Source organism: Mycobacterium neglectum (assembly GCF_002591975.1).
GTDB classification, from domain to species: Bacteria; Actinomycetota; Actinomycetes; order Mycobacteriales; family Mycobacteriaceae; genus Mycobacterium; species Mycobacterium neglectum.
The window spans coordinates 72,422-95,278 of the sequence record NZ_NVQE01000016.1; the positions used below are offsets into that span (position 1 = coordinate 72,422).

Annotated in this window: 22 protein-coding genes; 6 read left to right on the forward strand and 16 right to left on the reverse strand. The window is 64.3% G+C overall.

Features of this window, described 5'->3' with window-relative positions; translation table 11 throughout:
• Positions 1-104: 104 nt before the first annotated feature.
• Positions 105-944: a helix-turn-helix transcriptional regulator gene (locus tag CSQ99_RS14710; RefSeq protein WP_099039779.1), complete on the reverse strand. Its 840-nt coding sequence runs from the start codon at positions 942-944 to the stop codon at positions 105-107.
• A gap of 212 nt (positions 945-1,156) precedes the next feature.
• Here CSQ99_RS14710 and CSQ99_RS14715 point away from each other — a divergent pair, with 212 nt between their 5' ends.
• Positions 1,157-1,675: a sigma-70 family RNA polymerase sigma factor gene (locus tag CSQ99_RS14715; RefSeq protein WP_099039780.1), complete on the forward strand. Its 519-nt coding sequence runs from the start codon at positions 1,157-1,159 to the stop codon at positions 1,673-1,675.
• Here CSQ99_RS14715 and CSQ99_RS14720 read toward each other — a convergent pair.
• Both CSQ99_RS14720 and CSQ99_RS14725 read right to left on the reverse strand, forming a co-directional pair.
• Positions 1,665-2,537, reverse strand: a complete 873-nt coding sequence (locus tag CSQ99_RS14720; RefSeq protein WP_099039781.1) for a LysR family transcriptional regulator ArgP — start codon at positions 2,535-2,537, stop codon at positions 1,665-1,667. The genes CSQ99_RS14715 and CSQ99_RS14720 overlap by 11 nt on opposite strands.
• A gap of 42 nt (positions 2,538-2,579) precedes the next feature.
• On the reverse strand, positions 2,580-4,055 hold the full coding sequence (locus CSQ99_RS14725) for an FGGY-family carbohydrate kinase (protein WP_099039782.1): 1,476 nt from the start codon (positions 4,053-4,055) through the stop codon (positions 2,580-2,582).
• Between the two features lie 461 nt (positions 4,056-4,516).
• On the opposite strand from CSQ99_RS14725, the gene CSQ99_RS14735 reads away from it, so the two are divergent.
• The 3 genes from CSQ99_RS14735 to CSQ99_RS14745 are packed head-to-tail and all read left to right on the forward strand — an operon-like array spanning position 4,517 to position 6,354.
• The gene (locus CSQ99_RS14735) at positions 4,517-5,038 is read left to right on the forward strand and encodes an alpha/beta hydrolase (RefSeq protein ID WP_245908913.1); all 522 of its coding nucleotides are present in this window, start codon (positions 4,517-4,519) and stop codon (positions 5,036-5,038) included.
• Positions 5,039-5,092: 54 nt separating this feature from the next.
• Positions 5,093-6,100 (forward strand): HAD-IIA family hydrolase, encoded by a 1,008-nt coding sequence (locus CSQ99_RS14740; RefSeq protein ID WP_099039784.1) that lies wholly within the window; start codon positions 5,093-5,095, stop codon positions 6,098-6,100.
• The gene (locus CSQ99_RS14745; protein ID WP_099039785.1) at positions 6,097-6,354 is read left to right on the forward strand and encodes a hypothetical protein; all 258 of its coding nucleotides are present in this window, start codon (positions 6,097-6,099) and stop codon (positions 6,352-6,354) included. Before CSQ99_RS14740 ends, CSQ99_RS14745 begins: the two co-directional genes overlap by 4 nt.
• On the opposite strand, the gene CSQ99_RS14750 is transcribed toward CSQ99_RS14745, so the two are convergent.
• The 3 genes from CSQ99_RS14750 to CSQ99_RS14760 form a co-directional block, all read right to left on the reverse strand.
• Complete coding sequence (locus CSQ99_RS14750) at positions 6,351-7,058, reverse strand: HAD family hydrolase (RefSeq protein WP_245908914.1); 708 nt, start codon at positions 7,056-7,058, stop codon at positions 6,351-6,353. The two genes, CSQ99_RS14745 and CSQ99_RS14750, sit on opposite strands and share 4 nt — an antisense overlap.
• Positions 7,055-7,774 (reverse strand): ribulose-phosphate 3-epimerase, encoded by a 720-nt coding sequence (rpe, locus tag CSQ99_RS14755; protein WP_245908915.1) that lies wholly within the window; start codon positions 7,772-7,774, stop codon positions 7,055-7,057. The genes CSQ99_RS14750 and rpe overlap by 4 nt, the downstream gene beginning before the upstream one ends.
• A 92-nt stretch (positions 7,775-7,866) precedes the next feature.
• Positions 7,867-8,280, reverse strand: a complete 414-nt coding sequence (locus CSQ99_RS14760) for an Rv3143 family two-component system response regulator (protein ID WP_245908916.1) — start codon at positions 8,278-8,280, stop codon at positions 7,867-7,869.
• Between the two features lie 159 nt (positions 8,281-8,439).
• On the opposite strand from CSQ99_RS14760, the gene CSQ99_RS14765 reads away from it, so the two are divergent.
• Both CSQ99_RS14765 and CSQ99_RS14770 read left to right on the forward strand, forming a co-directional pair.
• Positions 8,440-9,513: a class 1 fructose-bisphosphatase gene (locus tag CSQ99_RS14765; protein WP_099039787.1), complete on the forward strand. Its 1,074-nt coding sequence runs from the start codon at positions 8,440-8,442 to the stop codon at positions 9,511-9,513.
• Positions 9,514-9,525: 12 nt separating this feature from the next.
• Positions 9,526-10,410, forward strand: a complete 885-nt coding sequence (locus tag CSQ99_RS14770; protein WP_099039788.1) for a phosphoribulokinase — start codon at positions 9,526-9,528, stop codon at positions 10,408-10,410.
• 16 nt (positions 10,411-10,426) lie between these two features.
• Here CSQ99_RS14770 and nuoN read toward each other — a convergent pair whose 3' ends face one another.
• From nuoN to nuoE, 10 genes are read right to left on the reverse strand one after another with little or no spacing between them, the layout of a single operon-like run.
• Positions 10,427-11,962: an NADH-quinone oxidoreductase subunit NuoN gene (gene nuoN, locus CSQ99_RS14775; protein WP_099039789.1), complete on the reverse strand. Its 1,536-nt coding sequence runs from the start codon at positions 11,960-11,962 to the stop codon at positions 10,427-10,429.
• Positions 11,959-13,530, reverse strand: a complete 1,572-nt coding sequence (locus CSQ99_RS14780; RefSeq protein WP_099039790.1) for an NADH-quinone oxidoreductase subunit M — start codon at positions 13,528-13,530, stop codon at positions 11,959-11,961. The genes nuoN and CSQ99_RS14780 overlap by 4 nt, the downstream gene beginning before the upstream one ends.
• Positions 13,524-15,440, reverse strand: coding sequence for an NADH-quinone oxidoreductase subunit L (nuoL, locus tag CSQ99_RS14785; protein ID WP_099039791.1), 1,917 nt, complete (start codon positions 15,438-15,440; stop codon positions 13,524-13,526). Before nuoL ends, CSQ99_RS14780 begins: the two co-directional genes overlap by 7 nt.
• Before the next feature lies 1 nt (position 15,441).
• On the reverse strand, positions 15,442-15,741 hold the full coding sequence (gene nuoK / locus CSQ99_RS14790) for an NADH-quinone oxidoreductase subunit NuoK (protein WP_099039792.1): 300 nt from the start codon (positions 15,739-15,741) through the stop codon (positions 15,442-15,444).
• Entirely contained in the window at positions 15,738-16,568 is an 831-nt protein-coding gene (locus tag CSQ99_RS14795) for an NADH-quinone oxidoreductase subunit J (protein WP_099039793.1), read from the reverse strand. The genes nuoK and CSQ99_RS14795 overlap by 4 nt, the downstream gene beginning before the upstream one ends.
• On the reverse strand, positions 16,565-17,107 hold the full coding sequence (nuoI, locus tag CSQ99_RS14800) for an NADH-quinone oxidoreductase subunit NuoI (RefSeq protein ID WP_099039794.1): 543 nt from the start codon (positions 17,105-17,107) through the stop codon (positions 16,565-16,567). Before nuoI ends, CSQ99_RS14795 begins: the two co-directional genes overlap by 4 nt.
• Complete coding sequence (gene nuoH, locus CSQ99_RS14805; RefSeq protein WP_099039795.1) at positions 17,100-18,389, reverse strand: NADH-quinone oxidoreductase subunit NuoH; 1,290 nt, start codon at positions 18,387-18,389, stop codon at positions 17,100-17,102. Before nuoH ends, nuoI begins: the two co-directional genes overlap by 8 nt.
• The gene (locus CSQ99_RS14810) at positions 18,386-20,770 is read right to left on the reverse strand and encodes an NADH-quinone oxidoreductase subunit G (protein WP_099039796.1); all 2,385 of its coding nucleotides are present in this window, start codon (positions 20,768-20,770) and stop codon (positions 18,386-18,388) included. The genes nuoH and CSQ99_RS14810 overlap by 4 nt, the downstream gene beginning before the upstream one ends.
• Positions 20,767-22,101: an NADH-quinone oxidoreductase subunit NuoF gene (gene nuoF, locus CSQ99_RS14815; RefSeq protein ID WP_099039797.1), complete on the reverse strand. Its 1,335-nt coding sequence runs from the start codon at positions 22,099-22,101 to the stop codon at positions 20,767-20,769. Before nuoF ends, CSQ99_RS14810 begins: the two co-directional genes overlap by 4 nt.
• Positions 22,101-22,847 (reverse strand): NADH-quinone oxidoreductase subunit NuoE, encoded by a 747-nt coding sequence (gene nuoE / locus CSQ99_RS14820; protein ID WP_099039798.1) that lies wholly within the window; start codon positions 22,845-22,847, stop codon positions 22,101-22,103. Before nuoE ends, nuoF begins: the two co-directional genes overlap by 1 nt.
• Positions 22,848-22,857 lie beyond the last annotated feature (10 nt).

The window sequence follows — 22,857 nt, forward strand, 5'->3', positions numbered from 1 at the left end:
ACGACTCGCAGGGAGCTTTCGTTCATCGATGGTGGCCGACATCACAGCGGCGCAGACGGCACATCGCGGAACAGTCGAAAGTCACTCTGATAGGCGCGGTTTCATCAAAGGGCGAGGCTGTGCTCACGCAGTGATCGCATCTTGATCGCAGTATCGCTATCGGCCACCGGGATGAAGGTCACCAGGCGCAGGTGCGGATGGTCGGAGGGCGCCAGGATGTGTTGCTCCACGTGAAGGTCGCCGACCTCGGGGTGGCGGAAATGGCGCTCACGGGAGGGCATCGTGTCGATGTCGAAGCTCTCCCACGCGGATCGGAAAGCCTCGCTCGTCTTCAGTAGCCGGCCCACGAGGTCGGCGAAGGGCGGCTCTTCCAGCCGCGTACCGGCCTCGGCCCGAAACGACGCGACGTTGTACATGCTGGTGAGTTCCCAGTCCGGTATCAACGTGCGCAGGTAGGGGTCGGTGAAAAGCAGCCACAGAAAGTTGCGTTCGGCGACAGGAACTTTCGCCATGTTCGGGTACACCGCCTCGTATGCGGCATTCCATGCCAATACGGTCCAGTTGGTGGTGACCGCCATCGCCGGGAAGTCCGCGAAGGCTTCGAGCAGCCGCGCCACATCTGCGGGGACGGTGTCGGGGCTGGGGTCTGGATTAGGATGGGGCGCACCGTATCCGGCCAGCGCCAGTAGATACACATGTTCGGTGTGCGACAGCCGAAGTGTCCGTGCGAGCGAATCGAGAACCTGGCGGGACGGGGTGACGTCGCGTCCCTGTTCGAGCCAGGTGTACCACGTGATGCTCACACCGGCCAGGTAAGCCACCTCTTCACGACGCAGACCCGCGGTTGTCCGGCCAGTGGTGGGCGGAACACCGAGGTCGGCGCGCACCAGCTGCCTCCGGCGGGTTCTGAGGAACTGACCGAGCACGGCCGCGTTGTGCTTCACTTTGCGCCTTAGCGAGGTGGGTAGAACGCGGTTGGTGCGTCCCTGTGTACACAATCGCTCGTTCGGCCGATCGTTGTCGCCCCCGCTGCCATCCGTTTCACCTGCAGGCTAGCTGGAATCGGCCCATGATGTGCCCAGCTCAAAGGTGGTAGTGCCACTACTAGTGTGGGCTCTACCTGCCCTTGGAGCTCGGCCGATGCCACTCTCGGAATATGACGACAGCCGCAGCGACAACCGGGGTGCAGGGGCTCTATGACGAGCACGCACGCGCCCTGTGGCATTACGCCTGGCGGTTGACCGGCGACGCGTCCCGCGCCCAGGACGTCGTGCAGGAGACCTTGCTGCGCGCATGGCAGCACCCCGAGGTGACGAACGACAGCGAGCGCTCGGCACGGTCGTGGCTGTTCACCGTCGCCAGGAACATGATCATCGACGAGAGCCGCACGCTACGCTTCCGCCGCGAGGTGAGCGCGGCAGACGATTCGGGTGTGCCTGAGCGGGCCTGTCCGGACCAGGTCGATGCGGCACTGGATCGGATGCTGATCAATACCGCGTTGGCGCGACTGACTCCCGATCACCGTGCGGTGGTACAGCGCTCGTACGTCAAGGGTTGGTCGACGGCGGATATCGCCGCCGACCTCGGAATTGCCGAGGGCACTGTCAAATCGAGGCTGCACTACGCACTACGCACATTGCGTGACATCCTGAGCGAAATGGGCGTCACAGCATGATCTTTCCGGATGCCGACCGTACTGCCTCGGTGATGGCACCGACCAATGGGCTGTCGAGTTTCCAGCACTGCCAGAACAGCGGCACGTCGAGGTGCGCGGCGGTCACCTGAACGAACGAACCGTCCGCCAACAACGGTTCGGCCAGATTCTCCGGAAACATGCCCCACCCGAGGTTCGCCCGCACGGCGGTCCCGAATCCTTCCGCCGTCGGCACGAAGTGTTGCGGCCTCGCGATGATACGACGGAACACCTTGCGCACCAACATGTCCTGCAGGGCATCATCGCGGTTCCACGCCAGCGACGGTGCGGCCGCCACGGCGTGGGCTGTGAAGCCGTCGGGCAGATGCCGTTCGATGTACGCCGGGCTGGCGACCGGTACGTACCTCATCACGCCAAGCGGCAGCACCCGGCAACCCGGTACCGGCTTGCGCTCGGTCGTCACCGCTCCCATCACCACCCCCTCGCGAAGCAGTCTGGCCGAATGGTCTTGGTCCTCGATGCGGATGTCGAACAGCACGTCGGCCATTGTGGCGAGGACACCGGTGAACCAGGTCGCCATCGAATCAGCGTTGACCGCCAACGCAATACGAGGGGAAGACCCGTCACCGCCGCCCATCTCCGCGAGGGCCTCGGCCTCCAGAAGTGCGGTCTGCGCCGCCAACCGCAACAGCGGAGCGCCTGCCGTCGTGGCGATACACGGTTTCTCCCGCACCACCACGACCTGGCCGACCCGCTGCTCCAGCGCCTTGATGCGCTGGCTGATCGCCGACGGAGTGACGTGGAGCTGGGATGCCGCGGCATCGAACGACCCGTGCTCGATCACCGCCGCGAATGCCGCCAACTGCTGGCCGTCGATCTGCACATTAGCGATGCTAATGCATCTGCCGAAACATGAACTGTGCTGTTACTGGTTCGCTCTGTTTCGAGCGTGCGATGCGATCCCGTCGTCGAGCCATCCCCGCGCCGCCAGCGCCGCAACGAAGTCGCGGTAGCGCTCAAGCAAGGCCGGGGCTCGAGTCGGGTCAGGCGTGAGTTCGAGTTCACTTCGCACCATGGCGCGCGCCGCCTCGACGACAGATCGTCCCGCAAGTGTTGAGGCTAGGACCGCCATGCCCATTGCGGGTTCCGCTTGGGCCGGAATCGAGGCCGGTCGACCGAGCAGATCAACCCGAAGCTGCGACCAGAAACGGTTGCGGGTGCCGCCGCCGGTCATCGTCAGCGGGCCGTCAGTGGGCGTCTCAAGCAGGTCGAGGTAGTCCATGCAGAGCCGCTCTACGCATGCGACTCCCAGCAATAGCGCTGCGAACATCGCCGCATCGTCTTGAGCGTCACCGATGACGAACGCTTCCACGTTGCGCGCCACGAACGGAAATCGTTCTGCCTCGGCCACCAGCGGATACGCCACGGCACCTACAGGGATTCGCGCCGCGTGAGCGGTCAGTACGTCGAGATCCTTATCACCGAACCGCCGCGCAATGACACCGGCGCCACTATTTGACGCCGCGCCGGGTAGCCACGTGTCGTTCGGCCCTCGATGGCAGTACACAACTCCGCTAGGGTCGCGAATCAGTTGTTCCGAAACGCCCTTGAGTACCAGCGTGGTGCCCAACACCGAGTTCCACGAGCCTGTTTCGACGGCGCCCGCGCCTAATTGTGCCGCGCAGCCGTCGGTCATGCCGGCGACCACTGGTGTACCGGCGGGGATCCCCGTGAGCGACGACGCCGCCGCACTGACGACGCCGAGAACAGTTCCCGGCCTCACCACTTCCGGCAACATACGCGTCGGCACACCGAGCCGGTCGAAAACCTCACTGGGCCATCGCTCCTCGATCACGTCATAGCCTGACTTGAGAGCGTTGGTGGTGTCGGTGGCGACAGGATGTCCGATCAGCCGAGCGGCGATGAAATCAGACTGATGGAAGAGCCGCAGATTCCCTGCCTTCAGTTCCTGCCGGTGCCGCAGCAACCAGACGAGCTTGGGCAAAGCCCATGATGGCTGCATTCGAAAATAGCCCAACGAGGCCCATATCGGTCCCCCCGCCTCATCAACGAGACGTGCCTCCTCCGTCGCCCGGTCGTCGTCGTACATCAGACCGGCCGTCCGCGGACGTCCCGCTTGGTCGGCGATCAGGATGGTTCCCGATGTCGCATCGACGGCGAGCCCCGCGACGGCACCGGCATCGAGACCGTTCAGAGCCGTGATACATGCCCCGATCACCGCCTGCCACCATTTCTCGGCATCCTGTTCGTGTCGCCGACCTCGGCGTTCACCACCAAGTGTGGCCCAACCGGATCCAGCTACGTGGCCATCATCGTCGATGACAAACACACGGACGCTCTGCGTGCCGACGTCGATACCAAGCCATATCCTGTCGTACACGACTGCGGTCCTTCACTTTTCGAGCAGATCCCGGGCGTAGTGGGCCAAACAACCTGAACTTCCCCCCTCCTGGGGGATGGCGGGCCTGGTCAGTTTCTCAAGGGTTAGGTGCATGGTTGCGCAACCCGCGATGACGCATCTTTGCGCAGCCTCGACTCTAGGGATCATGAGGGGGAGGCGCTCCGAAACCATCGGAACACACCGATTGACTCCCGCCGGACAGCGAGGAAACAACTTGTGACCGCCACGCGGAAGAACGCCGCACCAACCAGCGGGAACCACTCGGACGACTGGACCAAGCTGCATTGCGCGGCGATCAGTCCTGCGCCAGTGGTGCATTCGCAGCTTCGGCACCGCTTCGTGCCGAACACCGGGAACGCGTAATCGTGATCGAAGCATCGTCGCCGCCATACCGCCAATCGATGCGGGCGCTCCCCCCCAACGATGGATCGCGGCTGCCAGTGACAGTCTCCGGTCCGGTCAGGGGCGGGGTCGTCATCATGATTGCCCAGGCGCCACACGGCGCCCAATACTGCGACATCGTGCGCGAGCGCCTGCACGTCGCGATGTTCAAAACGGTTGTTATTCCCGCGCACACCCGGCTGACCACAAAGTCGGTCATCGGATTTCTCGATCAGCTGAAGATCGCCGGTGGGCTGCTCGTGGCCGACGGAGTGAGTGGCGAGCTGGCTTGGGACCTGGTCGCCACCGCCCGCGAGCGGTTCACCGGCCTGGTCGCCATCGATAGTGGGCACGCACGGGTTCCCAACGTCAAAGGGGTGATCCGCGACAGGGACTGCCCGGCTGTGCAAGTCGACACGACAGTGCTTTTCAGCACCAAAGCGGCACGCGACGTTGCCCACGCGAGCAGACGACATGTGCACGCGGAGTTTCGGCTCGTAGAGGTTGCGGGTCCCCGAAGATCTCGCCACTTCACTGCGCAGCTGGCCACCGAGATAGTCGTGCGCGCACTTTCACGCTGAGGGCACCCGATGACCGAGCGGCCGTCAGTGCCCGAACATTTCCGAGGAGTACCGATGCGCACAGAGCGCGAGCCCCTGGTTGCCCAGTACGTCGCGGTGATCTGCGATCTGGATGGTGTCGTGTACCGCGGCGCCACACCCGTACCCGGCGCCGTGGAAACTCTGAACCGGCTATCAGCGCAAGACATTCCGGTCGTATTCGCGACCAACAACGCATCTCGCTCACCCGACGCCGTCGTCGCTCATCTCCACGACCTCGGCGTCGGGCCGGACGGGTGGACGGTGGTAACCAGCTCCCAGGCCGCCGCGGCATACCTCGCGGCGCGCCTGCCCGAGCAGACCGTCGTACTTGCCGTCGGGGGGCCGGGTGTTGTGCAAGCACTCGCTGAGGTCGGACTGGTCCCGGTTCGCGTCTCTGAGTTGGCCGGTGCAACCGTGCCGGCGGTAGTCCAGGGGCTTGGGGTCGACGTCACGTGGACTGAACTCGCGGAGGTCGGATACCACGCAGAGGCCGGCGCGACCTGGGTTGTCACCAATCTCGACATCATGCTCCCGACGTCGCGCGGCCGAGCACCGGGCAACGGCGCGTTGGTCGCAGCCGTGCAGGCGGCGACGACCGTGATCCCGCACGTGGTCGGCAAGCCGGGTCCGGAACTTTTCGACTTGGCTCGCTCCACGATGGGCACCGAGAAAGCGGACACTCTTGTGTGCGGCGACCGACTGGACACCGACATCGAGGGTGCCAACGCCGCCGGTCTGGACTCCCTGCTGGTGCTGACCGGCGCCTCAGATCTGAAGGACCTTGCGTTCGCTGCGCCGAGCGCACGTCCGACATATGTGGCCACGGCCCTGACGGGACTGCTCGAGCCGGGCGTGCGCCTGCGTGCGACTCCGGAGGACGGAGTCAGCGGCCGATCTTTGCGGTCCGTCATTACGGCGACGTGGGCAGCACGCGACGCCGGTCAGGCGGTCTCCGAAGACGCCGGTAGGTGGCGCCGCCTCGAGGACCAGCTTGGTCTGGAGCGCACCCGACCCACCTCAGAAACCGGAGGACAACGATGACCACATTCGTCTGCGCGTTCACCGACAGCCAGACCTGGATCGTCCCCGGACTGCGGGACTGCGACATCTACGGGTGCAGCCAGGAAGCTGCGATCATCGCCTACACCAGCAACTACGCCCGGTTCTGCATCGTTCACTCGCAAGAAGGAGTCGGCATCGCGCTGCGCGACCCCGATTTCGAGGGCTGGTACCGCATCACCGCCAGTCACCACGACACCCGGCACCGCCTCATCGTCACCGTGCATCCGCTCTAACCATCCAGGCGGTCGCGGAACCATTCGATGAGCGCCGGGTCGGTGAGCCCGTCTGCGACGAGCGTCGCCCCGGACAGGTCGTCTGTGCGGGTGTATGAGTTGTACGCGGCCAGGCAGCACAGGCCGGCGGCGACCGCTGCCTGCACGCCATTAGCGGAGTCCTCGACGGCGACCGCGCGCCCGGGTGGGCAACCAGTCCGGTTGAGCACCTCGAGGTACACCGCCGGGCTGGGCTTCAAGTCAGAAACCTCGGTTCCGGTGATCACGGTGTGAAACCTGTTGCCGAAGACCTGATCCAAAAGCGGTTCGACCCAGGCGCGGGTGCCTGTTGTCGCCACGTGCATTGCCACACCGTTCGCGGCAAGCGAATCGATCAACTCGCGGGCTCCGGGCCGCGCACCCACGCGCCCGTCCGCAACGAGACGACGCATGATCTCCGTCTTTCGTATGTGCAGCCGTTCTGCGAGCTGCGTTGCCTCGGCGCGTGACCGACCGCGGTCCTGGAGCCAGAACGCCAGCCGCCTCGCGCCTCCGGTGATCTTGAGCAGCTGCCCGTACGTGTCGATGTCCCAGTGATCGGGCAGCCCTGCCTCCGCGAATGCCTCGTTGAAGGCAACCCGATGACCATCTCGCTCGCTGTCGACGAGCGTGCCGTCGACGTCGAAGATCACTGCCTCCGGGCGGCTCACCCGGTCACGGGTCATCGCTGGAGCGCTCCTGGTGGGGTGCTCTCGCGGGCGCGTGCAATCAGCTCTTTGACCGCGGCCGCCTTACCATCCGGATACGCATACATCCACGAGCCGGAGATGAAGACATCGGCACCGGCGGCGGAGGCTCCCTGGATGGTTTGGTCCGTGATGCCGCCGTCGACCTCGAGTTCGATCGCCAGCCCGGATTCGTCGATCATCCGTCGCAGCCGTGCGATCTTCGGCTCCACGGCACGTATGTAGGACTGGCCGCCGAATCCCGGATTGACGGTCATGGCCAGAACGAGGTCGGTTTCGGCCAGAACGTGCTCGACGACCTCGACGGGGGTGTGCGGATTCAGCGCAACGCCACTGCGCGCGCCGAGGTCGCGAATGCGCGCCAGGGTGCGATGCAGGTGCGTGCACGCCTCGGCATGCACGATGACCAGCTCGCATCCTGCGTCGACGTAGCGCCCCAACAGCTCGTCGGGGTTGACGACCATCAGATGAGCCTCGAACTCGACGGTGCTGTGCCTGCGAGTTGCCGCGATGACGTCAGGGCCGAAGGTGAGGTTGGGGACGAAGACACCGTCCATGACATCCCACTGGATCCGGTCGACGCCCGCCTCGCACAACTCGCGCACCTCCTCGCCGAGGCGGGCGAAGTCAGCGGGCAACACCGACGGCACGATGAGCGGGTGGTTGACGCTGTCCATCCTCGTTGGCGTTGTCATGGGCGCGGCCTTTCCGATCGGGTGCGTCCATCCGATCGCATCACGCGCGCGGCGCACTCACCTACGTGGGTGGAGGACCGGGTGATATCGGCTCAGCGCCCCTTCCGTAGTAGCGGAAAGACGGCTTCGGCCAACCGGATTGGGTCGATCGGGTGTGGCACCGCGGCGTCCGCCCGTGACCACCGCGCAAGCCACGCGTCGTCGGGACGGCCGGTCAGGACCAGCACCGGCGGGCAGCAGTCCATCTCGTCCCTGAGGCGTTTGGCAATGCCCATTCCCCCTTCGGGCGTGGCTTCGCCGTCCAGGACGGCCAGATCGACGTCGCCTGCGTCTACACATGCGATGACCATCGAGCCCGTGGCCACTTCGCGGTAGTCGATCTCGGGCAGGTCGGCGGACGGACTCGGGCCCAGCGCCTGGATGACCTGCCGGCGAGTTCGGGTGTTGTCGCTGTAGACCAGGACACGCAAGCGCGCTCGGCATTCGGCTGGTGTCACCTCGGTCACCGGGCCGATGCTAGTGCGGTTTTGCCGGTGTTTCGGCGTGACGGCCGTTGTCCCCCCGTCTATCCACCCACCGGGGGGATGGTCCACGCCGCGGCCGCACCCAGCATGTGATTGGGCCTTGGGTGTCTTAGGTCTGCACGCTGGAACGAGGGAAGAGTGATGCTGACCAACCACACGACGCTGGTGCGGTTTCTCATCGAGGAGCGCCAGCATCACCCTGGCGCCAGCGGGGAATTCAACGCACTCATCCTCGACGTCGCTTTGGCATGCAAATCGATCGCCAACCGGATTGCGTTGGGCGAACTCGGCGGAGCGCTCGGCTCTGCCGATGCGGTAAATGTGCAGGGCGAAGTCCAGCAGAAGCTCGACGTCCTGGCCAACGATTACTTCCTGCGCAACAACGAGTGGGGCGGACAAGTCGCGGGGATGGCCTCCGAGGAACTCGATGAGCCCTACCGGTTGCCGATCGAATACCCAAGGGGCAAATACCTTCTGGTCTTCGACCCGCTGGATGGATCCTCCAACATCGACGTCAACGTCTCCGTCGGCAGCATCTTCTCCATCCTGCGCGCCCCCAATCCCGGTGTCGACCCCAGCCCGGAGGACTTCCTGCAGCCGGGAACGTCGCAAGTCTGCGCCGGCTACGCTCTCTACGGCCCGTCGACATTACTTGTTCTCACGGTAGGGACGGGGGTCCACTGCTTCACATTGGATCCCCGATTGGGTGAGTTCATTCTCACCCGCCAGGACCTGCAGATCCCCTCCTGTGCAAAAGAGTTCGCGATCAACGCGTCGAACCGACGATTCTGGGAACCGGCAGTGCGGCGCTACATCGACGAGTGTCTGGCCGGCCGGTCCGGGCCGCGCAAGCGGGACTTCAACATGCGCTGGGTCGCCTCGCTGGTGGCCGAGACTCACCGCATCCTCACTCGCGGAGGCGTTTTCCTCTATCCGCGTGACTCGAAGGATCCGGCCAAACCGGGCCGTCTTCGGCTGATGTACGAGACCAACCCGATGGCATTCATCATCGAGCAGGCGGGTGGCCTGGCGAGCACCGGCCGGGGGCGAATGCTCGACGTTGTACCCGATCATCTTCACCAGCGCGTGCCGTTCATCTTCGGTGTGAAAGAGGAAGTGGAACGGATCGAGGCCTACCACCTCGACAACAACGACCGCCCTGACGATTCGCCGCTCTATGGCCGCCGCGGGCTGTTCCGGTCCGCGATTGGTTGACGAAGGAGAACAATGTCCCGTCTGCACCCGATCATCTCGGTCACCGGTTCTTCGGGGGCCGGCACCACGTCAGTGATGCGCACCTTCGAACAGATCTTCCGGCGCGAGGCGATGAACGTCGCTTTCGTCGAGGGTGACAGCTTCCACCGCTTCGACCGCGCGGAGATGAAGGCCGCGATAGCGGACGCTCATGTGCGCGGCGACCACAACTTCAGCCACTTCGGGCCGGAGGCGAACCTGTTCAACGAGCTCGAGGAACTGTTCAGATCGTACGGAGAAACCGGAACCGGCAAGATTCGTCGCTACCTCCATGACGACAAGGAGGCAGAGCCGTACGGACAGCAACCGGGCACATTCACCCCGTGGGAGGCCATTCCCGACGAGACCGACATGCTGTTCTATGAGGGGCTACATGGCGCCATCGTCACCGATGACGCGAATGTCGCCCAGCATGCCGATCTGCGGATCGGGGTGGTCCCGGTGATCAACCTGGAGTGGATTCAGAAGTTGCACCGCGACAAGGTGGCCCGCGGCTACAGCTCCGAGGCGGTCACCGACACCATCCTCCGCCGGATGCCGGACTATCTGAACTACATGTGTGGTCAATTCTCGCAGACGGACGTCAATTTCCAACGGGTACCCGTCGTCGATACGTCCAATCCTTTTGTGGCAAGGTCTATCCCGACGGCGGATGAGTCAATGCTCATCATTCGGTTCCGCGATCCACATGGTATCGATTTTCCGTATCTACTCTCGATGCTGCACGATTCGTTCATGTCGCGGCCCAACACGATCGTGTGTCCCGGCGGGAAGATGGACTTGGCGATGCAACTCATTTTCACCCCGATGGTCCTGCGATTGCGGGAGCGACGGAACGCCGAACTCAGCATTCGGTGAGCCAAGGCACGGCAGCTCACCGCAGGAACGCACCGGCACTCTCCGCCAGATCCAGCATGGGCTGCGGCAAGATGCCGAACAACACCGTTGCCGCGACCGCCACCACAATTGCCGCGCCCGTAGCGGAACTGGGCGCCACCACCTGCGGCCTGTCATCCGGTGGTGGCGCGAAGAACATCAGCAGGATCACCCGCGCGTAGGCGAATGCGGCGACGGCACTGGCGATGACGCCGACGATGACCAGCGGGACCGCACCTCCTTCGGCTGCGGCCGTGAACACCGCAAACTTGCTGACAAAGCCGCCCGTGAGCGGGACCCCGGCGAACGCGAGCAGGAAAAGCGCGAACGCCGCGCCTAGAAGAGGCGCCCGTCGCCCCAGCCCGGCCCACCGGGCGATGTCGGTGTCCTCCGCACCCCCGCCCGCGCGGACGAGTGTGACGATGGTGAACGCACCAAGCGCGCTGGGGCCGTAGACAACAAGATAAAACAGCGTCGAAGAGATCCCGGCGGCGTTGGCTGCGATCACGCCCATCAGAATGAAACCGACCTGAGCGACCGCGGAGTAGGCAAGCATTCGTTTGATGTCGGTTTGGGTGACTACCAACACCGAACCCGCGACCATTGTCAGGATGGCGATTGCCCACAGGATCGGTCGCCAGTCGTCACGCAGGCCCGGCAGCGCGACGTAGAAGATGCGCAACATGGCCCCGAAAGCTGCGATCTTGGTGGCGGCGGCCATGAATGCGGTGATCGGTGTCGGTGCGCCTTGGTAGACGTCCGGGACCCAGGAATGGAACGGCACGGCGCCGACCTTGAACAGGATTCCCACCGACAGCAGACCCGCGCCGACGATCGCAAGCGATACGTTGCCGGATCCGGCGGTGATCGCGTCACCGACGCCCGTCAAACTCAGGGTGCCGCAGAACCCGTACAGCATCGCTGCGCCGTACAGGAAGAATGCAGACGAGAAGGCCCCCAGCAGAAAGTATTTCAACGCGGCCTCCTGGGAAAGCACGCGTCGATGGCGAGCCAGCCCACAGAGCAGATACAGGGGTAGCGAGAACACTTCCAACGCGATGAACATCGTCAGCAAGTCGTTGGCGGCGGGAAAGAGCAGCATCCCGCCCACCGCGAACATCGTCAACGGGAACACCTCGGTCTGGATGATCTTCGCTTCGGTAGCTTCGAGTTGCGCGACACTGCCGGGAACTGCGGAAGCCTGCGGGGTGAAGCCTTCCAAGCCGGTGGAGGGGCCACGCTCGGCGATGAGGAGCACCGCGAGTAGGCCGACCAGCAGGATGACGCCCTGCAGGAACAGGGCAGGCCCGTCCACGGCGACCGCGCCTGCCACCGCAGCATGTTTCGTCCCCGCCAGCATGATGACCGCCGCCAGGGCGGTGGCCAACGCGGCCACACTGAGCACCAACTGGACCCTATAGCGGCGGTCACGCGGCACGAACGCCTCCACGACTACCCCGGCAACCGCGATACCGAAGACGATGAGCATTGGCGAGAGCTCGCCGTATTCGACGCTCGGAGTAGGCATACTCATGGATGCGGTCCTTCGGCTGTCATCGGTGTTGTGGGCGCAGCGGCCGGATCGTGCTGGCCGATGGTTATCAAGGTGCGGTCGACCGCCGGATTGATCACATCGAGTGCGGGTTTGGGATAAATACCCAGCATCAGCAGCAAGGCGATGAGCGGTGTGACGACCGCGAGCTCACGGGGTAGCAGGTCACGCAGCTTGTCGTTCCCGTCGGTGACCGGACCTGTCATCATCCGCTGATAGAGCCACAAAATATACACAGACGACAGCACCAGCGCTATAGAGGCCAGCACCGCGAATGCCGGGTATCGGGTGAAAGTGCCTATCAGCACGAGGAATTCGCTGATGAATGGTGCCAGACCCGGTAGGGCGAGCGTCGCCAGTCCCGCGACCATGAAGGTGCCGGCCAGTACCGGCGCGACCTTCTGCACCCCGCCGTAGGCAGCGATCATCCTGGTGCCCCGCCGCGACACCAGGAATCCGGCGATCAGGAACAGCGCCGCGGTCGAAATCCCGTGGTTGACCATGTAAAGCGTGGAGCCGGACTGCCCCTGGCTGGTCATCACGAAGATGCCGAGGACGATGAATCCGAAGTGTGATATCGACGTGTAGGCGATCAGCCGCATCACGTCGGTCTGTCCGATCGCGACAATCGCCCCATAGATGATCGCAATCACGGACAGGGTGATGATGAACGGCCGAAACGTCACTGATGCGTCGGGGAACAACTGCAGGCAATAGCGAAGCATGCCGAAGGTGCCCACCTTGTCGACGATCGACATCATCAACACCGCGGCAGCCGGGGTGGCTTCCACCGCGGCGCCCGGCAACCAAGTATGAAAAGGCCAAAGCGGCGCTTTGACGGCGAAGGCGAACATGAAGCCGAGGAACATTGCGTTGAGCGCAGCGGGATTGATGCCGAGTTGGCCGGAGGACACTGCGGTGGCGATGGCGCGGAAGTCAAACGTCCCCGACCCGAAGATGCCGCTCTGAGCGGTCACCACATACAGGCCGATCACCGCGGCCAGCATGATCAACCCGCCGAAAAGGTTGTACAGCAGAAACTTCAGCGCGGCTCTCGAGCGACCCGTGTCGCCGAAGCTCCCGATGAGGAAGTACAGCGGGATGAGCATCGCCTCGAAGAACATGAAAAACAGCAGCACGTCGAGGGCGATCAGCGATATCAGCACCATGCCCTCGACAGCCAGAATCAGCGCGATGTAAGTGTGGACCAATCGCCCGCGACCGCCCGCGTCGTTCCAGCCGGCGAGCAGAATCAGCGGCACCAGCACCGCGGTGAGCAGTACCAACGCCAACGCGATGCCGTCGATACCGAGGATATAGCCGGCGCCGAATGACGGTATCCAGATATGCGATTCGACGAACTGATACTGGTTGCCCTGAGGTTGGAACTGAACAGCCAATGCAACCGCGATGGCCAGGACGGCGATCGAAGTCATCAGTGCGGTGCACTTCGCGAGATGCCGTTGTGTCGCAGGCAGCACCATGACCACGCCGGCGCCGATCAGCGGCACCGACCACAGCGCGCTCAGCCATGGAAAGTGACTCACCACATCCTCACCAGGGCCATGGCCACGACCACCAGCGTGGCGCCGACGAAGATGGATAGCGCGTATGACCGCGCGAACCCCGTCTGGAGCAGCCGGATCCGAGCCGAGGTTGCACCGATCAATCCGGCCAATCCCTCTACGAGCCCATCGATACCTTTCCTGTCGACGGCGACCAAAGAACGGCTCAAAGTGCGGCCGGGACGCATGAAGATCGCCTCGTTGATCGCATCGCCGTAGAGGTCGTCGCGGGCAGCGGCGGTCGCACCCGAAACCCATGAAGTGGCAAATGCTTTCACGGGGCGGGTGGCGTACATCCGGTAGGCGATCGCCACGCCGATGGCGACGACCGTGAGAGTGATGACGGTCATCACCCACACCGGGGTCGCGTGTTCGGCTTCGTGATGACCGACGACGGGTTCGAGCCAGTTCTGCAACGTGCCGCCGATCGCGAGCAGACCGCCGCCGGCGACCGAACCCGCCGCAAGCGCGATCATCGGCCAGGTCATCACCGCGGCGGGTTCGTGCGGATGCCTGACGGGGCCATCACCAGCTGTGTCTGCGGTACCGTCGTTCCAGCGGCGGTCCCCGAAGAACGTCATGAGCATGACACGACTCATGTAGAAGGCGGTGATCCCCGCTCCCAGCAATGTGGCACCGCCGAGGATCAGCCCTTTGAGTCCTCCTGCGGCAAAAGCTGTTTCGATGATCGCATCCTTGGAGAAGAACCCCGCGAACGGAGGCACGCCGATGATCGCCAGATAGCCGAGCCCAAAGGTGACGAAGGTGATGGGCAGGAACTTCCGCAGACCGCCGTAGCGACGCATGTCGACGTCGTCGTTCATGGCGTGCATCACCGACCCCGCCCCCAGGAAAAGGCCTGCCTTGAAGAAGCCGTGGGTCAGCAGGTGCATGATCGCCACCGCGTACCCGGCTGGGCCGAGACCGGCAGCCAGCACCATGTAGCCGATCTGGCTCATGGTCGATGCGGCGAGGGCCTTCTTGATGTCGTCCTTGGCGCAGCCGACGACAGCCCCGAACAGCAATGTGACCGCGCCGACGATCACGACGCCGAGTTGGGCGTTGGGAGCCAGGTTGAAAACGGGACCGGACCGCACGATCAGATAGACCCCGGCGGTCACCATCGTCGCGGCATGGATGAGCGCCGACACGGGTGTGGGGCCCTCCATGGCGTCGCCGAGCCATGACTGCAGCGGCACCTGCGCGGATTTGCCGCACGCGGCAAGCAGCAACAACAAACCGATGGCGGTCAAGGTGCCCTGCGACAACGCCGCGGCCGCGCCGAACACACCAGCGTAGGAAATGGACCCGATAGAAGCGAACATCACCATCATCGCAATCATCAGTCCGGCATCGCCGACCCGGTTCACGACGAACGCCTTCTTGGCCGCGGTTGCCGCCGACGGCTTGTGGGACCAGAACCCGATGAGCAGATACGACGCCAAACCGACGCCTTCCCAACCCACGTACAGGCCAAGGTAATTGTCGGCCAGCACCAGCAGAAGCATCGCCGCCACGAACAGGTTCAGGTAGGCAAAGAACCGGCGCCGCTCGGGGTCGTCGGCCATGTAGCCGATCGCGTAGATGTGAATGAGCGAGCCGACTCCGGTGATCAGCAGCACGAAGCACATCGACAGGGCGTCGAGCTGCAGGCCGAAATCAATTTGGAGGCCCGCAACCGGCACCCAAGGGGTGAACAGGCTTTCGTGAATCACCCGGTCGGCGGCGTCCCGACCGAGCAGATCGACGAACAACGCGAATCCGAGCGCGAACGCGCCCAGCGAGGTCGCGCAAGCGAGCAGATGGCCCCAGCGGTCGCTGCGCCGTCCGGCCAGAAGCAACACGACCGCACCTGCCAACGGCAGGACGACCAACGGCCACACCAGAGTCGCCATGTCAGTTCCGCAAAAGGTTGGCGCCGTCGGCCGAAACCGATCGGCGGGTGCGGAAGATCGTCATGATTATCGCGAGGCCCACCACGACCTCGCAGGCGGCGACCACCATCGTGAAGAACGCCACCACCTGACCATCCAGGTGGCCGTGCATCCGCGAGAACGCCACGAACGCCAGGTTGGCGGCATTCAGCATCAGCTCGATGCACATGAACATGACAAGCGCATTGCGCCGCAACAGCACTCCGGCCGCACCAACGGTGAACAGCAACGCCGACAAGTGGAGATAGTTGACCGGATTCACTGCACACCCTCTTCCACTGTCGAAGTCGATGTCGATGTCGTGCGAGATGATGTCGTACGAGATTCAGAGACGAGCAGCGTCAGCACGAGTCCCCTTCGCTTCAGGGTCCTGCTGACCGAGAGGTCGCAGACGCCGCCATCGGGGAGCCGGGCCGGAATGTCGACGGCGTTGTGGCGCGCGTAGACGCCGGGTGCCGGCAACGGGGTGGGGTGTCCGCCGGGCTGGAACCGTTGCCGCGCCAGGTCACGTTGACTCTTGCGTCTCGTCAAACGTTCGCGGTGGGCCAGCATCATCGCAGCCAAGGTGGCGGTGATCAGCAGTGCACCGGTGAGCTCGAAGGCCCAGAGATATCTGGTGAAGATCGATGCCGCCAGCCCCTGCACGTTACCGCCGGCGTTGGCATCGGCCAAGCCCGTGAACCCGGTGGTCGCGATGTTGCCGAATGTGCCGGTCAAGACAATTGCGAAACCCGCTCCCGCGACAATGGCGGCAATGCGTTGCCCGCGTAGGGTTTCGACCAGAGATTCGGACAGGTCGACCCCGACGAGCATGACCACGAACAGGAACAACATCATCACCGCGCCGGTGTAGACGATCACCTGCACGACACCGAGGAACAGCGCGTCCTGGGCGATGTAGAGAACGGCCAGATTGATCATCGTGGTTGCCAGGAAAATCGCGGAGTACACCGCACTTGGTGCCACGACCACGCCTAGGGCCGCGAGCGCTGTCACCGACCCCAGAATCCAGAACACCACCGCCTCGGCGGTCGAGGTCTGCGTGAGGGGCTCGGCCGCAAGGAGCGCCGTCGATGCGGCAACGTTCACGAGTCCACACCCCCGTCGGCATCGGCATCAGTGGCACCGGCGATCTTGCCGCGGTAGTAGTCCTCGTCGGTGGTGCCTTCGGCCATGGGGTGTGGTGGAGGCGCCATTCCGGGTTGCAGCGGTGTCAGGAGCTTGTCCTTGCCGTAGATGAGGTCCGCGCGATTGTCGTCGGCCATCTCGAATTCGTTGGTCATCGTCAGTGCACGGGTGGGGCACGCCTCGATGCACAGGCCACAGCCGATACAGCGCAGGTAGTTGATCTGATACACCCGGCCGTACCGTTCGCCGGGTGAAAAGCGCTCTGTCTCAGTATTTTGCGCGCCTTCTACATAGATGGCGTCGGCCGGACATGCCCACGCACACAGCTCACAGCCGATGCACTTCTCCAGCCCGTCGTCATAGCGGTTCAACTGGTGGCGGCCGTGGTAGCGCGGCGCGGTCGGCTCCTTGTGCTCCGGATACTGTTCAGTGATCGGCCTTTTGAACATCGTCGAGAACGTGACTCCGAAACCGGCGACCGCTGCGAGAAACTTAGGCATCGTGACTATTCCCCTTGCTCAGCACAGCGTCGATCGAGATCGAGTTCCCGTTGTGGATTGGCTCGACGACAGGCTCTTGTCCTGGCAGTGGCGGGACCGGGAATCTGCCGTGCATCGGATCGAACGACTGGTCTGTCGTCTCTGGCTCGTGTGTGCGTTGGACTCGGTTCCACCGCAACACAATCAGTGCCAGCGCGATTAGCACGAGGCCGGCGATAGCTGCCGAGAGTTCTCCCTCGGTGTCGAGGGTGCGCAAGGTGGCCACGGTCATGATCCAGGCCAGTGAAACCGGGATGAGCAGTTTCCAGCCCAACGCCATGAACTGGTCGTAACGCAATCGCGGCAGGGTCGCACGCAGCCAAATGAATGCGAACAGGAGGATCCAGACCTTTGCGGTGAACCAGATCAGGGTCACCCAACCGGAGTCGGCACCGTCCCACACGCTGAACGGCCACGGCGCCTGCCAGCCACCGAGGAAGATGGTCGTCGCGAGCGCGGAGACGGTGGTCATGTTGACGTACTCGGCGAGCATGAACATCGCGAACTTCAGCGACGAGTACTCGGTGTGGAAGCCGCCGACCAGTTCACCTTCGGCCTCGGGCAGATCGAATGGTGCGCGGTTGGTTTCGCCCACCATCGCTGTGACATAGATGAGAAACGACGGCAGCAACAGAAAGATGTACCAAGTCCCGCTCTGCGCCGCCACGATCTCCGAGGTCGACATGGTGCCCGCGTGCAGGAACACCGCGGCGAAGGAGAGCGCCATCGCAATCTCGTAGGACACCACCTGGGCGCTGGAGCGCAGTCCGCCCAGCAGTGGATAGGTGGAGCCGGACGCCCAGCCTGCCAGCACGATCCCGTACACCCCGATCGAGGTGACCGCGAGGACGTAGAGCACCGCGACGGCGAGATCGGTCATCTGCAGCGCAGTGCGATGTCCGAACACCGAAACCGCCCCGCCCATGGGGATCACCGCGAACGCCATGAACGCCGGGATCACCGCAATGATGGGCGCGAGCAGGTATATCGGCTTGTCGACCCCTGCGGGAACCAGTCCCTCCTTGAGGGCGAGCTTTACGCCGTCGACCAGCGACTGCAACAATCCGTAGGGGCCCACCCGGTTCGGACCGAACCGCATCTGCATCCGCCCAAGGACTTTGCGCTCCAGCAGGATCGCTACCAGGACGGTCACCAGTAGGAATGCGAACACCCCGAGTGCCTTGGCCACAACCAACCACCAAGGGTCATGGCCGAACCAGGAGAGGTCGGGTTGGTGCGTCACACTGTCCTCCGGATTCGTACCACCGCGCCGGTGGTGACTCCGAGCTGGGCGTGGACCGCCGACCCGGCCGAGTTGAGCGGCAGCCAGACGACGCGATCAGACATCTCGGTGATCGACAGCGGTAGGTGGACCGCCCCATCGACGGTGCTGATAGTCACTGAATCACCTGGGACTAGTCCGATTTCACTGGCCGTCGCCGCCGACAACCGGGCAACGGGACGCCGCGCGGTGCCGGCCAGATTCGGTTCGCCGTCCTGGAGTCGGCCACCGTCGAGCAGCATCCGCCAACCCGCCAGCACCGCCTGGCCTACATCGAGCCGCGGAGGCTCGGCGGGTGGATCTTGCGGTGCGGCGCTGCGGCGCCCTACCCACACCCCGAGCCGCGCCATCTCGGCGGCCGCCATCGCGGCGGTAGGGCAACCGAGGTCGACACCGAGCTCGTCGGACAGCCCGTGCAGGACCCGCAGGTCCGCGACCGCGTTGGTGGTCAGCGCGGCCTCGAATGACCGAAACCGGGCCTCCCAGTTCAGGAATGCTCCAGCTTTCTCGGCGGCGGGTGCCACCGGGAAAACGACGTCGGCGAGCTCGGTGACGGCGCTCTCCCGCAGTTCGAGACTCACGACGAATCGCGCAGCAGCGATGGCGGCGAGCGCGGCACCCGGGTCGGGTAGGTCCGCGGTATCGATTCCGCCAACGAGCAGGGCACTGAGTTCACCGGCACGGGCGGCGGCCAGGATCTCGGTTGTGTCCTTCCCGGGCACCGCGGGCAGGTCGGTATGGTTCCAGGCCGCGGCGGTCTGTTCGCGGGCCCGGTTATCGGCGACGGGCCGACCGCCGGGCAGCAGGTTGGGCAGGCAACCTGCCTCGAGTGCGCCACGATCGCCGGCCCGCCGCGGAATCCACGCCAGGCGTGCGCCGGTCGCGGCGGCAAGTTGAATCGCGGCGGACAGCGCCCCGGGGCTGGTCGCCAGTCTCTCGCCCACCAAAATGAGAGCACCGGGCTGGCACAACAGCGGGTCGCCCGACAGGCCGGCGAGGGCGGCGGCCTCGGCTCCTGGCGCCGTCATGACGACGCGTCTGCCCATTTTCTTCAGGCCACGGCTCGCGAACGGCGCGATCGAAACCACCTGTGTGCCGTGCTTTCGCGCGGCTTTGCGTAGCCGCAGGAACACGATCGGTGATTCCTCTTCGGGGTCGAACCCGGCGATCACCACCACCGGTGCCTGTTCGAGATCGCCGTAGCTGACCGTCATCGGTTGCCCGGCGACGTTCGCGGCAAGGAACTGTGCCTCCTCGCTCGAGTGAGGCCGGATGCGGAAGTCGATGTCGTTGGTGCCCAGCACCATCCGCGCAAACTTGCTGTAGGCGTAGGCATCCTCGACGGTGCACCGTCCGCCAACCAGGACTCCGGCATTTCCTTTCGCCGCAGCCAGCCCGGCAGCAGCCAGCCTGAGCGCTTCCGGCCAGGAAGCCGGGCGCAGCGCGCCGTCAACGCCACGGATCTGGGGCGTGGTTATGCGATCGCCGACGTCGGCATACCGGAAGGACCAACGCCCCTTGTCGCAGTTCCACTCTTCATTGACAAGTGGGTCATCACCTGCGAGGCGGCGTAACACCTTTCCGCGGCGATGGTCGGTGCGCTGCGCGCATCCGGATGCACAGTGTTCGCACGCAGTCGGCGAGGAGATGAGATCGAAGGGCCGGGCCCGGAAGCGGTAACTGCTGCCGGTCAATGCGCCGACCGGACAAATCTGAACGGTATTACCCGAAAAGTAGGAGTCGAACGGTTCATTGGCCGCGATGCCGACCTGTTGGAATGCGCCGCGTTCCAAGAGCTCGATGGTCGGATCGCCCGCGATCTGCTGCGAGAAGCGGGTGCACCGGGCGCACAACACACAGCGCTCGCGATCCAGCAGCACCTGCGTCGAGAGGTTGATCGGCTTGGGGAAGGTCCGTTTGGTGTCGGTGAAGCGGCTTTCGGACCTTCCGTTGGACATGGCCTGGTTCTGCAGTGGGCACTCCCCACCCTTGTCACACACGGGGCAGTCGAGTGGGTGGTTGATCAGCAACAGCTCCATCACGCCCAGTTGAGCCGTGCCGGCGGTCTGCGAGGTGTGCTGCGTGCGCACCACCATGTCGGGAGTCACGGCCATAGTGCACGACGCCACCGGTTTACGCTGACCCTTCACCTCAACAAGACACTGACGGCATGCTCCCACCGGCTCCAACAACGGATGGTCACAGAAGCGCGGTATCTGCACACCGATCAATTCAGCGGCCCGAATCACCAAGGTGCCCTTGGGCACGCTGAGTTCTACATCGTCGATGGTGAGGCGCACCCGCTCCGCGTCAGCTTCCTTGCGGTGGTCGGCGAGGGTCATATCAGGGCCTCGGGTGGCGCGAGCATGGAGGCCGACGGGTCGAACGGACAGCCGTCGCGCAGGTGTGCTTCGTATTCCGCCCGGAAGAATTTGACCGAGGAGATTATCGGGCTTGCGGCGCCGTCACCCAACGCACAGAACGACTTCCCGAACAGGCTGTCTGAGATGTCGAGCAACTTCTGGATATCCGACTGGGTGCCCGACCCGGTCTCCAGTCGTCGATAGATCTGTGTAAGCCAGTACGTGCCTTCCCGGCACGGAGTGCACTTGCCGCAGGACTCGTGCGCGTAGAACTGGGTCCAGCGCCGCACAGCGCGCACCACGCACGTGGTTTCGTCGAAAATCTGGAGCGCCTTTGTGCCCAGCATCGAGCCGACGCCGGCAACTCCCTCGTAATCCAACGGCACATCAAGGTGTTCGGCGGTCAGCAACGGTGTCGACGAACCACCCGGGGTCCAGAACTTCAACTCGTGCCCCTCACGTACACCGTCCGCGTATGCCAACAACTCACGCAGGGTGATACCCAGCGGTGCCTCGTACTGGCCGGGCTGTTTCACATGCCCGGACAGTGAATACAGTGTGAAACCCGGTGATTCGTCTGACCCCATGGAGGCAAACCAGTCGATGCCGTTCAGCAGGATCGGTGGGACGCTCGCGATGGTCTCGACGTTGTTGACGACCGTGGGGCAGGCATACAGGCCCGCCACCGCAGGGAACGGCGGTCGCAACCGGGGCTGGCCGCGGCCACCCTCGAGCGAATCCAGCAGAGCGGTCTCCTCTCCGCAGATGTAGGCCCCCGCGCCGGCGTGTACCACCACGTCCAGGTCAAATCCGGACCAGCCGATGTCCTTGCCCAGATAACCCGCCGCATACGCCTCGGCCACCGCGGACTGCAGTCGGCGCAGCACAGGAACGACCTCCCCGCGCACATAGATGAATGCCTGGTGTGCACGAATCGCGTAGGCGGCGATGATGGCGCCCTCTATCAGCGCATGCGGGGACATCAACATCAGCGGAATGTCCTTGCACGTACCAGGTTCGGACTCGTCGGCATTGATGACCAGAAAGTGCGGCTTGGCGCCGACCCCGGTGTCGTCCTGTGGAATGTAGGACCACTTGGTGCCGGTGCGGAAGCCCGCGCCGCCGCGGCCCCGCAATCCCGATTTCTCGACCAGGGCGATCACGTCATCGGGTTCCATACCCAGCGCCTTGTCCAGGGCGCGGTAGCCGTCGTGGCGTCGGTAGGTCGCCAACGACCAGGACTCCGGCTCATCCCAGAACCGGCTCAGCACCGGCGTCAGGGGCGTCGGCTGGGCTTGCGCAGGTACCATTACTGCCCCGAATCTGTTGTGACGTCGGGTATATCGGGCGCGGTCAGCCCCAGCTCGCGCGCCACGCGCAGCCCGGCTAGCGTCGCCACACAGGCCTGTTCGGCATCGGCGTCCGGGCGGTCGACAGGCGCCCCGGCCAGCATGCGGGAAGTGTCTCTGAAGCTGCATGGCGCTGCACCACGCGTGGGCAGCGGTGGTTGGCCGCCGCGCAGGGCGTCAACGAGTTCACATGCGCTATCTGGTGTTTGGTTGTCGAAGAACTCCCAGTTGACCATCACCACCGGCGCGTAGTCACACGCGGCATTGCATTCGACCTGCTCGAGCGTCACCCGTCCGTCATCGGTGGTCTGCCCGACATCGACACCGAGATGATCCTGGAGGGCGCCAAGAATCGCATCGCCGCCCATCACCGCGCACAACGTGTTCGTGCACACGCCGACCAGGTACTCACCGGTCGGACTGCGCCTATACATCGAGTAGAAGGTGGCGACCGCCGTCACCTCTGCATCGGTCAGATCCAATTGCTGCGCACAGAAATTGATGCCGACGGTGGTGACGTAGCCGTCCTGAGCCTGCACCAGATGCAGCAGCGGCAGGAGCGCAGAGCGGGGCTTCGGGTACTTCGCGATGATCGCAGCGGCGTCGGCGGCCAGTCGCGCCGTCACGTCGGGGGGATACGTGGCGCCATTACCAATCGGCGGGCCGGGATCATCGGGCCGTGGCCCCAGTTGCAGGTCCACCGTCATCGGTTGTGCC